8 protein-coding genes are annotated in these 13,722 nt (G+C 56.6%); 4 read left to right on the forward strand and 4 right to left on the reverse strand.

What is annotated here, in order from left to right; all coding sequences use genetic code 11:
* Positions 1 to 124 precede the first annotated feature (124 nt).
* A complete protein-coding gene (gene atzF / locus NHM04_RS00110) occupies positions 125 to 1,903 on the reverse strand; it encodes an allophanate hydrolase (RefSeq protein ID WP_254265026.1) in 1,779 nt (592 codons plus the stop codon).
* Positions 1,904 to 2,139: 236 nt separating this feature from the next.
* On the opposite strand from atzF, the gene NHM04_RS00115 reads away from it, so the two are divergent.
* The 4 genes from NHM04_RS00115 to NHM04_RS00130 all read left to right on the forward strand — a co-directional run bounded on the left by NHM04_RS00115 (position 2,140) and on the right by NHM04_RS00130 (position 7,818).
* On the forward strand, positions 2,140 to 3,333 hold the full coding sequence (locus tag NHM04_RS00115; protein WP_254265027.1) for an MFS transporter: 1,194 nt from the start codon (positions 2,140 to 2,142) through the stop codon (positions 3,331 to 3,333).
* A gap of 75 nt (positions 3,334 to 3,408) precedes the next feature.
* A complete protein-coding gene (locus NHM04_RS00120) occupies positions 3,409 to 3,909 on the forward strand; it encodes an RNA polymerase sigma factor (protein ID WP_254265028.1) in 501 nt (166 codons plus the stop codon).
* On the forward strand, positions 3,906 to 4,901 hold the full coding sequence (locus NHM04_RS00125) for a FecR domain-containing protein (protein WP_254265029.1): 996 nt from the start codon (positions 3,906 to 3,908) through the stop codon (positions 4,899 to 4,901). Before NHM04_RS00120 ends, NHM04_RS00125 begins: the two co-directional genes overlap by 4 nt.
* Positions 4,902 to 4,989: 88 nt before the next feature.
* Positions 4,990 to 7,818, forward strand: a complete 2,829-nt coding sequence (locus tag NHM04_RS00130; protein WP_254265030.1) for a TonB-dependent receptor — start codon at positions 4,990 to 4,992, stop codon at positions 7,816 to 7,818.
* Here NHM04_RS00130 and NHM04_RS00135 read toward each other — a convergent pair.
* From NHM04_RS00135 to NHM04_RS00145, 3 genes are all read right to left on the reverse strand, one after another.
* The gene (locus NHM04_RS00135; RefSeq protein ID WP_254265031.1) at positions 7,802 to 9,103 is read right to left on the reverse strand and encodes a jacalin-like lectin; all 1,302 of its coding nucleotides are present in this window, start codon (positions 9,101 to 9,103) and stop codon (positions 7,802 to 7,804) included. The two genes, NHM04_RS00130 and NHM04_RS00135, sit on opposite strands and share 17 nt — an antisense overlap.
* 168 nt (positions 9,104 to 9,271) lie before the next feature.
* Positions 9,272 to 10,723 (reverse strand): alkaline phosphatase PhoX, encoded by a 1,452-nt coding sequence (locus tag NHM04_RS00140; RefSeq protein WP_254265032.1) that lies wholly within the window; start codon positions 10,721 to 10,723, stop codon positions 9,272 to 9,274.
* A gap of 101 nt (positions 10,724 to 10,824) precedes the next feature.
* Positions 10,825 to 13,443, reverse strand: a complete 2,619-nt coding sequence (locus NHM04_RS00145; RefSeq protein ID WP_254265033.1) for a TonB-dependent receptor — start codon at positions 13,441 to 13,443, stop codon at positions 10,825 to 10,827.
* Positions 13,444 to 13,722: the final 279 nt, after the last annotated feature.

A 13,722-nucleotide genomic window follows, 5' to 3' on the forward strand; every position in this document is an offset into this window, starting at 1 on the left:
CACTGCCTTTTTATGGGGCGCGAGATGCGGGTGGGGTTAAGAATTAGAACAAAGGTTAAGAGTTAGAACAAAAGAGGAGCGGCGCACACTGGCGCCGCTCCAGACTGGCAAGAGAGGGAAGCGCTTAAGCGTTCAAGCTTTCAATATAAGCGCGCCAGCCGCCCAGCTCGGTAATATCTTTAGCGCCGTCGGTGGCATTGCCTTCACAAATAAAACCTTTTACCTCGCGGCCGTCTTTTAAAGTGAGAGTGCCTATACCCAGTGGGGCCGGAATAAGCGCGACGAAAGAGCCGAATTGATCCACCGGCATATCCCATAACTCGACGATAACTTCGCCACCCTTATCGGTGCGCACCAGTCCGGGTTTAGGTGGAGTCGTATTGGGCAAAGCGAACAACCGGTAGTCACGTGAGGTGTGTGTTGCCTCAACTAAGCGTGCGCTGCGCTCGGTTAATTGAGTATTTAGCGGCATACCGCTTAGATGCGCGCCCACTACAGCCAGTCGCACATGACCCTCGGGTACCGGGGCTGCGGGCGTGTCACACGCAAGTGGCTGATCGGTTGAGCCCCGGCTGCCACACATAGAGCTCTGCCATTTTTTACCGAATTCGGCGAGTGCAGCGTCCTGCCACGCAGGCGCAATCAGGGTGATACCAAAGGGCAGACCGTCGTCACGTAAGCCGGCCGGCAGGGCCAGGGCGCTGCAGTCTGCCAAATTGACAAAGTTGGTCCAGGTGCCCAATTGGCTATTGACCGCCACCGGGTCGGCCTCGACCTCGGCAATGGTGGGCAGGCGCGGCGCGGTGGGCACCAGTAGGGCGTCGACGCTGGCCATCGCTTGCTGAATACTGCGCACCAGTTCCGCGCGGCGGTATTCGGCGCGGTAGGCGTCGGTAGCGCTAAAGTTCTTTGCCTGCTCGATAATGCCGCGCACCACCGGGTTCATTTTATCGGCGTGGTCGTGCATAAATTCGCCCACCGCCGCGTGGCGCTCGGCTACCCAAGGGCCGCCGTACAGCAACTGCGCCAGGGTTTGCATATCGCTAAAATCCATCGGCACCAGTTCTACGCCTTGCTGCTCCAGCTGGCTTAGGGTTTTGCGCCAGGCTTTTTCCTGCTCGCTGTCACCAAAGAAGGGCAGCTCGGCGGGAATGCCAAAGCGTGGCTGGGCGGGCAACAGGCGCGCCGGATGCGGTTGCTTGCGGCTGTAGCCATCGGCTGGATCAAAGCCTTCAATAACCCCTGCTACGGTTTCGGCGTCTTCCACATTCAGGGCAAACACCGAGGTGCAATCCAGGCTTTTGCACGCGGGCACCACGCCGTGAATGCTAAAGCGCCCCTTGGTGGGTTTGAGTCCCACAATATTATTAAAGCCCGCCGGTACCCGGCCGGAGCCTGCGGTGTCGGTACCAATGCTAAAGGGCACCAAGCCTCGCGCTACGGTAACGGCAGAGCCCGAACTGGAACCGCCGGAAACATAGTCGGGGTTAAAGCTGTTGGGTACGGCACCGTAGGGCGAGCGGGTGCCCACCAGGCCGGTGGCGAACTGATCCAAGTTGGTCTTACCCAGCAAGACGGCGCCGGCTGCTTTCAGTCGTGCCACCAAAGTGGCGTCGGCCCCGGCGGTGTAGGCGAACGCCGGGCAGGCCGCAGTGGTGGGCAGACCTGCGGCATCAATATTGTCTTTAAGCGCGAAGGGAATGCCATATAAAGGTTGCTCCTTTGGTGAGCGCAAATTATCAATCTGCTGCGCAATCTCGCTTTCACTTAGAATATAAATCCAGGCGGGGTCTTGCGGGTTGAGGGACGCGCGCAGTGCGAGCAAAGCGTCGGTTGGGGTTATTGCGCCAGATTGATAGGCGCGCTGCCATTCGCTAATGGTCCAGGCGGTGGTTTGAGTCATGGGGGCTCCTGCTGAAAATCTTGTATACATGATTGTATGCAGCAGAATGTATGCCAGCGCCCGTCAGAAGGTTGGAGTTTTCTATAAACCCCCATGCCACCGAGGCTGCACTGTCGCCAACGGCGAATAAAAAACGTTATGCGCCGATTAATATTGCCCCATTGCTGACCGCCTAGATAAATCGTGCGTTAATATGGCGCAATCAATGATGAGAAACGCAAAGGCTTGAAAGGCTAATGAGACAATGGTGGTCGGTATACGCGGCACTGCCCGCAAATGTGTGGGTGCTGTTCGCAACCCTGGCTCTGGTAATGACATCCATTCCGCTGATGGTGTTGATCAGTGGTTTAATTGGCTTGCAGCTGGCCCCCGAGCCGGAACTGGCCACCTTGCCTTTAGCGCTTGCAGTCACAGGTACGGCGTTTAGTACTTTACCTGCCGCTTGGTTGATGCAAAACCTGGGGCGCCGTGGTGGTGGTTTTGTGGGCTTGCTGTTGTCGTTTTTAGGGGCCATTGCCGGGGCCTTCGCCTGTCAGTTCTCTAGCTTTACCTTATTGCTGGTCGCGGCCGTTTTATTGGGCGCGGCTATGGCGTTTTATCAGCAGTTTCGCTTTGCCGCGCTAGAGGCAGTGTCCGCCGCCCAGGCGGGGCCGGCGGTATCGGTGATTATGTTCAGTGGGGTCGTCGCGGCGTTTCTAGGGCCCGAGCTTGGGGTGTGGGGCCGCAGTTGGCCTGGCAGTGCAGAGTACACGGGCGCGTTTGTCTTGCTTGCCATGGTGATGGCGCTTGCCGCGCTGGTGTTTTCCCGTTTTCGCGCGGTGGCTACTGCGCAAGAAAGTATCGACGAGCCTGCCCGGCCTTTGCGTACGCTTATTGTTCAGCCAGTGTTTTTACAGGCCCTGGCAGCTGCGGCTATCGGCTATGGGGTGATGAGTTTTCTAATGACCTCAACGCCCATCAGTATGCACGAGATGCACGGCCATTCGGTGGCCGATGCCAAGTGGGTGATTCAAAGCCACCTGCTGGCGATGTTTGTGCCCTCGCTGTTTGCCGGTGCATTGCTTAAGTGGCTGGGTGTGCAGCGCTTGATGCTGCTGGGCAGTGTTTTATACGCGCTGGTGTTAGCCCTGGGGTTACTCGGGGTAAGCCTGATGCATTACTGGGGCGCACTGGTTCTGTTGGGCATTGGCTGGAATTTTTTGTTTTTATCCGGTACCTCGCTGCTGCCGGACGCATACCGCCCGGGGGAGAAATTTAAAGTGCAGGCGGCCAATGACTTTGTGATTTTTGCGGTGCAGGCAGTGGCATCGTTAAGCGCGGGCTGGGTGCTGTATCAGTTTGGTTGGCGCTTGCAAATTCTTATGTGTTTACTGCCGGTGCTTGTGCTCTTGGCGGTATCCGGCAAAGCGGTTTTAGCACGACGCAATTAACCCCGCCATTTTCGTCGAATTGTCATATTAATTCACTATTCTGCCGGGCTTTATCATTTACTTGGTAGAGCCTTGATGTCTGATCCTGATGTAGTACAGCAAGAGCAGCTCGGCCGTGTTCTGGTTAACGGTAGCGGGCAAATAAAAAACTACTTGCGCCGCTATAGTAGCGATGCCTCTGAGGTGGCCGATTTTTATCAGGAAGCGGTGGCCCGGGTGTTGGAGCGCTCGCGCGAGCAGACGATCCACAACCCCATCGCCTACGCCTTGCAGGTGGCGAAACATTTGCTGTTCTCCCGCCGGGCCGAAGCGAGCGCTGCCGAATCCCACGAGCTAGAATGCCCGGCGCCCAGTCCTGAAGACAGCGCCTGTGGGCAACAGCGGCTGGATCAATTGCAGCGAGCATTGGACAATATGCCGCCGTTGCGCCGCCGAGTGTTTATTCGCCGCCGTTTACACGGCGAGAGCCGCGAAGCGATTGCCAAGGCCATGGGCATTACCGAAGCGGCCGTGAAAAAGCACATAACCCGAGCCATGAGTGATTTGCAGCGCGAATTAGACGGAGTACAGAATTGATCGCCGCGCCAGACAATAACAGCGAAGACCGCATTTACGATGAAGCCGCCGAGTGGATAGACCGCTTGGCCGATGGCCGTTTGGATAAAATTACCAGCCACCGGCTTTACCGTTGGTTGCAGAGCGACGCGCGCCATCGCCAGGTGCTGGAGGCGATGCTGGCGACCTGGCAAGACCCACAACTGGAGCGGGCGGCCCAGCAGGCGCTGCAATCTACGCCGCTGGCGGAGCGCTACCAAGTGGCCAGCCGGAGTTGGCGCTATTTTTTCTACTCGTGCGCCGGCAGCGCCGCGGTGGTGGCGCTGCTGTTTTTGCTAATGCCTGTGCTGTGGCAGTCGCCAGAGGTCGTAGCCGAGCCACAAGTGTATCGTACCGCTAACACCTCTGACCGGCAGATGACTTTGGCCGATGGTTCGGCAATTGAGCTGGCTGCCTCAAGCCGCCTGGTTACCGATTTTAAACCGGAGCGCCGCAACTTGAGCCTTGAGCGCGGCGCCGCCTATTTCGCCGTCGCGCCAGACAAAAGCCGTCCTTTTGAAGTGACCGTAGGCCGAGCCTCGGTAGTGGCCGTGGGCACGGAGTTTAATATTGACCGCCACCAAGACGGCACCGATGTCACCGTGTACGAAGGCGCAATCGAGGTACGCGAGCAACCCTTGGCAAAACCGCGTTTACTGCGCGGTGGCGAACGGGTGCGAATTACCCGCCAGGGCCTAGAGCCAACCCAAGCGGTAGATTTACAGTCGCTGGTGGATTGGCGCTCCGGCTGGATTGATGTCGAGAATGAATCCTTGAGCGTGGTGTTGGAAAAGCTTGGGCGCTACAGCCTTACCCCGATCGAATTGGCCGATCACTCGCTGGCCTCGCTGCGTGTGGCTGGGCGGTTTCGCTTAAGCGATACGGAGACTGCGCTGGCGATGTTGGATGAGTTGTATCCGATTGATGTGGAGCGCAGGGATCAGCGCATATGGGTCAGTTTGCAGGCGCACTGAGGCCGCTGTGCTCACCTGCAGGGGTTGCCTTGTCAAAAATCGTGTGGCACGCCAGGCTACGCGATGGCTTTTGGCCTGGGGATTACTTTTGGCCAGGCGATTACTTCTGGTTAGTCGATTACTACTGGCAGGCGCGTTAACGCTACTGGCACAACTGGCGTGCGCCGAGACTTATTTTGATTACGCCGCTAAGCCTCTGGCGCAGGCACTACGGGCTTTTTCACGCCAAGTTGAGCGCCCCGTGCTGTTTAATCCCACCGACGTTGCCGGTAAAACTTCAACCCCTGTAGAGGGCGATTTTTCTCCTCGCCTGGCGCTGCAGCATCTATTGCGCGATACCGGGATGCAGCCTATCGATTACGCCGATGGCTGGGTGATACGACCGGCCACTCCTGCAAAAACTACTTCCGTGCCCGCGCCGCCTGCCGGGATTTCTGAAACCTTAGTCCTGGGGTACTACACCGGTTCGCTGCGCAGTGCTCAGGCGCAAAAGCGCGAGGCTGAACGCCGAGAGGATATTATTCTTGCCGAGCGTATGGGGCGGTTTCCGGCGCTAAACATCGCTGAGGCGATCAAGCGCAGCCCTGGCGTGTCGGTGGTGCGTGATCGCGGCGAAGCGCTGTTTATCAGTATTCGCGGCCTGCCGACTTATTTCAACTCGCTCACCATTAACGGCGCGCCGGTGGCTAGCAACGAAAATACCCGCACTTCAGAGCAGTACGGCAGACGCTTTCACTATGACACCTTACCCACAGAATTAGTGTCGGCGCTGCAAGTGCAAAAAACCAGTTCGGCGGGCGATCCGGCGGGGGCAATTGGTGGGCGGGTGAACTTGCAAACCTATCAACCTCTGGCGCAAGACGGTAGCGGCGTTGCCGTTAGCGCCGGTGTTGGCTATTCGGATTTAGCCGAATCGGTGGACCCGCGGGCAGCGTTGATTGGGCACTGGCAAAACGCGGAAGAAAATTTTGGCGTGCTGCTTGGCGTGACTCATGTTCAGCGCAACCTGCGCCAGGACCGAGCGCTAAATTTTCGTTGGCTGGAAGTGCCGGGCGCTGCGGCGGAGGCCGAAGTCACGCCCGGTAGCCTGCGCCCAACCCTGGAGCTCGAAGAGCGCGAGCGCACCGGTTTAAACGCCGCCGTGCAGTGGCAGGGCGAGCAGCTGCAGCTGGCCTACAATGGTCTGGATATCGACCAGTCGATTGATTATCAGGAGTACAGCTACAGCGCCGATTACGATCCCACAGAGCTGGTGTCAGGCAGTGCAATATGGCGCGGTAACGCTCTGATAGCCGGGCAGACATTGAGTGGCAGCTCGCAGTTGGGGGTAGAGACGGCGGGCCTGGCCGATCGCTTTGGTTTGCACAGTGTGAGCGCCGATTATCAGTGGCGCGACTGGCAGCTTGAACTGGACGCCAGTCATTCGCGCGCGCAGAGCGTCAACCACGATCCGATACGCCGCACCCGCTTGCGGTTAGATAATACGGTCGCGCTGGATTTTGCCTACCCCCCGTTGGACTCCGAGCAGTTGCCCGGCATACGCCTGGACGACAACCTGCTGCAGCGGCCATGGATGTATCCGGGCAGACGCCTCGAGTGGCGACGCATTGAGGCGCAGGATAAGCGCGACAGTGCGAGCGTTGCTTTACGCTGGCTGCCAAACAGCGGCTGGTTAGAGTCGCTTACCACAGGGCTGCGTTTGGAGCGCCACAATCGCGATTATCAGCGCCGCGATCATATTTTGAAAGACGGTATTAGCGGCGAGTATTTTTCTGCCGAGTATTTCGCGTCTATCCCGGTGGATAATTTTTTAAGCGCGATCGCGGGCGATTTGCCCAAGAGCTGGCGTGCGCCTTTGGCGGAATACTTTTGGCAAAACATTGATGAACAGGCGCTGCTACAAACAGCGCCCAGCGCGCAGGATCAATTAAATTCCTACCGCGTCGAAGAGCAGTTGAGCGCCTGGTACGGGCAAATGAATTTTGCGCTAGACAACTGGCGCGGCAACTTGGGGCTGCGCTACGAGCACAGCCGCCAGCGTGCTCAGGGCTATGCCTATGATAGCGGCACTGAGCAACTGTCGGCGCGCGATTTAAGCGAGCATTATGGCTATTGGCTGCCGGCGATTAATCTGGTGTATGAGGCGAGCGTCTCACAGCAGTGGCGACTTGGCCTGTCGCGCACACTCAACCGCCCGGATTTACAAGATCTGGCGCCGCGCCTGACGTTTAACTCTGGAGACATGGCGACCGCTGAGGGTGGCAACCCTTACCTGCGGCCAGTGAATGCCTGGCAGGCGGATTTAACCTGGGAGTGGTATTTCGCCCCGCAAAGTTTACTCAGCGCCAGCGTGTTTTATACCCGTCTACAGGATTTTATTCACACCAGCGTGAGCGATACTCAAATTGATGGCCAAGAGTATCAGTTAAGCACCAAAACAAACGGTGGACGCGCCGATGTCGGTGGGTTGGAGTTGATTTATCAGCAGGTGTTTACGCTGCCCAGGCCGCTGCTTGGTCGCTTGGGGGTGGACGCTAATATCGCGCTGCTGCAAAGTCGCGCCGACTACTACCGTGACGGCCTGACACTGACCGACGATCTGGCTCAGGTCTCGCCCGCGACGGTGAACCTGGGGGTATTTTACGAGTGGGATAAACTGGGAATTTACACCCATTACAACTGGCGCGATAAGGTTCTGGAAGAGGTGGGTGACCGCACCTTGGCGGCGCAAAACAAAGAGCCTTTCGGTACTCTGGATGCGCAGATATCTTTCGAGCTTGCGTCTGATTTTACCTTGTTGTTGCAAGGCATTAACTTAACCGGTGCCGCCGAGGTAGAGTCCTACGACGGCACCGAATTTGCCGGTTATACCTACTACGGCAAAACGTTTCTAGCCGGTATTAAAGCGCGCTTTTAAGCGCGATAAATCCTATCCGGTCCAACTCATTTCCCGCACGACCAAAACCGCCCACAAACCCACTGCCGGCCGGAGCGCTCAGGGTTTGACAGTTACCTTGCATAGACCCGCCCGAGAGGCTGCGGTTTTGATTGGTTTGCAGCGATAAATAGAATACCCGCGTATGCTGCTGATGTTTTGCCGCGCAGGCGGTAACGCTGGTAATCATTTCCCCTGCAGCCAGGTTGAGCGTTTGTGCATTCCCGCCTTGTCCACCGTGGGTTACGCTAAGGCCGTTAGCGTAATGAAAAGCAATTTGATCCACCCGGCTTCCGGTGCGCAGGGTAACGGCGTTTAGTACTGGGTAGTTGGCCTGCGCCAGGGCGGGCCCATCGTGATAAAAATTGCCGTGTGGACCGCCGACGCTGTCGCTGTAAGCGATATTGTTGGCAAACGAAACATCAAACGAAGCGTACACCGGGTCGTGGTCGGATAACGGCTCGCCCTGTTGATCGACAAAGTGCGCTGGCACCGCAGCGTCGTTCAACGTTAGCTGGACGCCCTCGGCGCTGCGATAGAGAATTTTATCCACTCGCTCGCAGCTGGCGGCATTGGCGTCAAGGCATTGGGTTAAAGCGGGATCACCGGAGGCGGGGTAAATACCGGCCCGCGAGGTCTGCACCCAGACATCGGTAAAGCCCGCGTTAATATAGGAGTGCAACTGGTCGGGTTCGCGTGTGTAGCGCGAGTTGGTGTCGCCGGCCACAATCACCGCATGGCCTTGCGAGTGCGTTTCTATGTAATCGAGCAGTTGCATCAGGTTGCTGGCGCGCGCGGCGTTGGACTGATCGTCCACGGCGGCATCGGCGTGCAGGTTATAAACATCGACCACTGTGTTGTTGGCCAATGTGAGCCGAGAAAAAGAAAAGCCTTTGGGGGTAAGGCAGTCGGTGCCGGCGTCGAAAATACCGTGGCAGTCGTCCCATTTAACGCGAGTAAAGTCACTGACGGCGGGAAAAGCAAAAAGGTTCATACCATCGCCAATGGCGATGTCGCCCGAGTGCGGCGATTGGTAGGGGTGAATAAGCTCGGCAACCAATTCACTGTGGTAGCTGAAATCTTCCTGTACCACAACGACGTCATAGTCGTTTAACAGCGGACTGATAAGCGGGGTGTTGGTGGCAGGACTGGCCGAGCTAAAAGCATCGGGCAGGCCGGCGACATTGTAGGTTAATACGCGAAGCTCTTCTGCGGCGGTTGCACTGCAAACTGCCGTTAGGGTTAATCCCAGCAATAACTGTTTCACTGCTCACTCCTTGTCTTATGAAATAAAAATGTCGCAGAACGGGATTGTTCGGCGACAGTGTTTAGAGCGAGTTTTTTATTCTAGGGGGACAAAGGATTTAATGAACTTTCGGTGGCAGTTGTGTGACGACAAGAATACGCCGCCACACAGTGGTCTTTGCCAATCGGTTTAGCTGTTGCGCAACTTGCCCCAAGGGCCGGTAATGGCCAGAGTGAAACCCGGGCGCTGAATATTAACAAACAGCGTGGAGCCGTCCGGTGAAAAGCAGGCGCCGCAGAACTCGCCTTTATCCGGGTGGGCGTTCATCGCCAGGGTATAAATTTTCCCCTGGGGTGTCATGCCGCGAATATAGTTGACCATATCGGGCGAGTCTGAATAGCTGTCTTCGCAGATGATTAAATCCCCCCAGGGGGCAATGGCCAGATTATCGCAGGATTCCATGGCCGAACGATCGTGGGTTTCGTACATCAGAGTTAATTGCCCCGGCGCTTCTTTTTCCCGCGCGGTGCCTTCATAGGGGCCGGGGCGGTAGCGCCAGATCTGGCCGATTTTTTTTGGGCCCCCGCCGGTGGCGGCAAAAAAGATCTCTCGCTCGCCGTTCTCGCGCAGTGCAAACGCGACGCCTTCGCAGCGCGAGAATTCCGCACAACCCTGGGCGGCGCCGCGCAGGCTCAGATCACCTTCGGGGGATTGCACGTCGCTAAGGTCCTGCCAGTGGCAGTTAAAGCTCTGGCCAATCTCAATGTGCTGCGCCTTGGGGTTTGTTTTATCTTCGTTCCAGTTGCGGGTAATGGCGCCAGGCCAATCGGTAATGGCCAGCGCCTGCAGTTGCCCACCAAAGGCCAGCTGTTCTTTGGCATTGGGTTTAAAGCGGTAAAACAGTGAGTGATCAAAATCTTCGGTTAAATAAATAATGCCGCTTTGGCTGTCGACTGCTGCTGCTTCGTGAACGAAGCGGCCCATGTCTTTCAGTGGCACCGGGTCGACCAGTGAGTCGGCGCTGGAGGGCACTTCAAAAATAAACCCGTGCTCGCGACCAAAGCCCTGTTGTTGATTGAGCAGCGATTCCTCACAGGTAAGCCATGAGCCCCAGGGCGTTGCACCGCCGGCGCAGTTGCGCGCGGTGCCAATCAAGCTTAAGTGTGAGCGTTCAATTTTTTGGGTTTTTAAATTGTAGAGTATGTTGCTGGTGCCACCATTAACGGGCATGTCGTTCTGATAGTGGTCAAAGGCTTTGCCCTTGGTAAAAGCCCGCGCCTTATCGGCATTACCGCTGAAGGCATCCACTTCGTTGCCCAGCGAGTCGAGTTCGTGGTTGCGCACTAAAATGCAGTGTGAGTTCTTGCCCGCCACGGGAAAAGCGGCCATACCATCGGGCGCGCTGGGTGTGATGAGGCCATCGCTCATGGTGTCGCCGGTGCGGCTGAGTATGGTGTAACTGAATCCGCGAGGTAAGTGCAATATGCCGGCCGGGTCGCCCACCAGTTGGCCAAAAGGATCAATGCCGTAGGTGGGATCTTGCGAGTATACCTGGGCGCGGCCCAAAGGGGAGGCTACCGCACCAAAGGCCATGGCGGCGGCGCTGGCGTTGCGAAGAAAGTGCCGTCGGGTAATTTGCATAATGTACCTAGTAAAACTAAAAAGGGCCGCACAAGGTGTGCGGCCAAACAAGTTGGTCATCCGAAGATGACCCATGGAGAACCCTGGTAAGGTTCAAACGGTTAAAAGCTGCCACGTACCCCCAGAGCGAAGGTGCGACCATAGTCGGTGTAACTGCGGAACTCGTCGCCATCGACAAACTCTTGTTGCACTTCGCCGGTCAGGTTAATGCCTTCAACATACACGGCAATGTCTTCGGTAATGTTGTAGGAGGTGCTGAAGTCCAACGAGCCGAATTCATCTTTGTTTTCGGTGGACAGCGAGTTGGTGCCAATCTGGTTGAGCACTCCATCGCGCCAGCTGTAGCTAAAGCGCATGGCAAAAGGGCCTTTCTCGTAGAAGGCGGTCAGGTTGTAGCTGTTTTTCGCCACGTCTTCGAGATCGCCTTCAATCACTGAATCGCCGTCCACATAAGTGGCATTGGAGTCGGTAAGGGTGTAGTTGGCCTGAACGCCTAAGCCGTCAAACGGCGAGGGCAGGGCGGTGAATACCTGCTGATAAGCAAGCTCAAGGCCAGACACATCGGCATTCGAGCCATTGACCTTGGAAGTCAGTCGATAGACTTCGCCGTTGTAGGTCAAATCTGACATCTGGGTTTGAATAAAAGTGGAGATGTCTTTGTAGAAAACCCCTGCCGACAGTGCGGTGGCCTCAGCCGGATACCACTCGATGGTGGCGTCGTACTGCCAGGCTTCGAAAGGTTCCAGGTTGGGGTTGCCGCCGGTGGCGGTGAGAACGTCGCCCGAATTAAAGGTCAGACGCGGGGCCATATCCTGCAGGTCTGGGCGGGTAATCACTTTGGCAATCGACAGGCGAGTGGTCAGCTCTTCGGTAATGTCGAGCGCCAGGTTTAGCGACGGCAGCACATTGGTGTAGTCGCTGTCAAAGCTTACTGGGGTGGCTTCGCCATCTACCGAGGCGTGGCCCGATGAGGTTTGCTCGGTTTGCGAGACACGCACACCGATGTTGCCGCGCAGTACCATATCGCCCACCAGCTGGTTCATGTTCAGCATGGCGTAAGCCGAGTTAATGCTCTCTTCAATGCGATAGGAGTTTTGCAAGTCGCCCGAGGTTAAAGGTGCCGCCATATCGTCTGCACTGGGGAAGTTCTGCCAGAACTTGTCTTCGTTGGGAATCAACCATGTCTGGGGAAAGCTGCCCGAGGCATCCCCTAAGAAATCATCCGCAGGCATGTCCAAAAAGTAACTTTCATCAAAGGTCACGCCCTCAATGCCATCGTACAAGCGAATGTCGCGGCGGTCGTAGTCGCGCGAGCGCTCGCGCAGTTTTACCCCGGCCGAGAACTGATTGAAGCCCAAAAAGTCGATCTCGCGCTGGGCATCAAATTGCAGCGATTGTTCTTCGTCGGCGGCCTTGATGGTGCGCCATTCCAGACGGCGGCCGGGCCACTCGGAGGGATCGTTCAGGTCGGTGTTGGTGTAGCTGATATTCGGCACAGATTCGCCGTCGACCTTGGGGAACAAAAAGTCGAACTCGATGCCGCTGGTGCGACGAAAGCGGGTGCGGCGGATAGGATCGGCGTCTTCGCTGTCGGCGGTGGAGTAAAATACATCGGCGGTCAGCACCCAGTCTTCTAAGGTGAGTTCACCGTTCAGGCCCAAGGCCAGGTTTTCATCGTGAATGCCCGAGCTTTCGCGGCCAATTTGTACCGAGCCGTTGGTGGTTGTACCGCCCACCAGAGCGCCGTCGCGAATGATAGCCGAGCCGGGTACTAGTTCGTCATAGTTGTAGTCGGCGCTGTAGGTGAACTCGTCGTAGTTTACGGTTTGGTCAACGTAGAGCGCGTCGAAGTTGATATCCAGATTGTCGGTAGGGCGCCACTGCACCGCGCCGCTCAGCCCCAGGCGTTCACGATCTTCAAATTCCAAGGTGGGGCGCACGCCGCCCGGATCAATGATGGAGCCGGAGTCTTTGACGCCGTCACCGTCTGTGTCTATGCCGTCTGGGATTTCTTCCCAGCCGAAGTTCAGCGAGCGATCCTGGCGCACGCTGCGCTCGGCGTAGGCGCCGGATACCAGCACACCAAAGGTGTTGTCGTTATTGCTCCAGCTAGCAAGGCCCGACAGGCGTGGGTCGGTTTCATCGGCAAGCTCTGAGTAGCTCGCCTCGGCCGAGGCGCTAAAGCGGCTTTCTTCTAAATCCAGCGGGCGAAAGGTTTGTACATTGATGGTGCCGCCAATGGCGCCTTCATCCATTGCTGCGGTGGGGCTTTTAATGACTTCGACGGCCGATACCAGTTCTGCCGGTAGGGTGTCGTAACGAAATTGGCGGCCGAACTGACCCGAGGTGCGGACATTTTCGTTCACCGCCATGGTGCGGTTGTTCAGGGTAGTTACCTGAAAGTTTGAGCCCAGCCCGCGCACGCGAACATAAACACCTTCACCGCGATCGCGCACGATGGAAACACCGGTGACTCGTTGCAATGCTTCGGCAATATTCTGCGCCGGAAAGTTACCAATGTCTTCGGCGATAATCGCATCGACGACGCTGTCGGCATCTCGCTTAAGCGCTACCGCCGATTGCAAACTTTTGGAATAGCTGCCTGTGACGATTATTTCTTCCAGTGGATCTGGCGCGCTGATGGTTTGCGCCAATGTTGGTGCGCTTGCCGTGGCAATGGCCATGGCGATAATTCGCTTGCTAAACGTTTTAGAATTCATGTGCTCCCCCAAAAAGAGACTGTTGTCGAAGTCTGCGTGCGCCGGGCCCGTGCAAGCAGATTGCGACTGTGTAGAGGGGAGAGAAAGTCAAAAGGGGACAAAAAATTTTTTATTTTTTTAAATTTAATTTTTATTCGTAGTTGTCACATTTTTTTCATCTTGCCGTGTTTATCTGGCGCGCTTGCGGAGTCAAAAAACGAAGCAAGGGTAGGGGTTAATTGTCCGGTTGAATGATTGCGGAATAAAAGTTGAGAGAATAACAGGGCGAGAATCGCCCTG

The sequence above is a fragment of the Gilvimarinus sp. DA14 genome (assembly GCF_024204685.1).
In the GTDB taxonomy this organism is placed as follows: domain Bacteria; phylum Pseudomonadota; class Gammaproteobacteria; order Pseudomonadales; family Cellvibrionaceae; genus Gilvimarinus.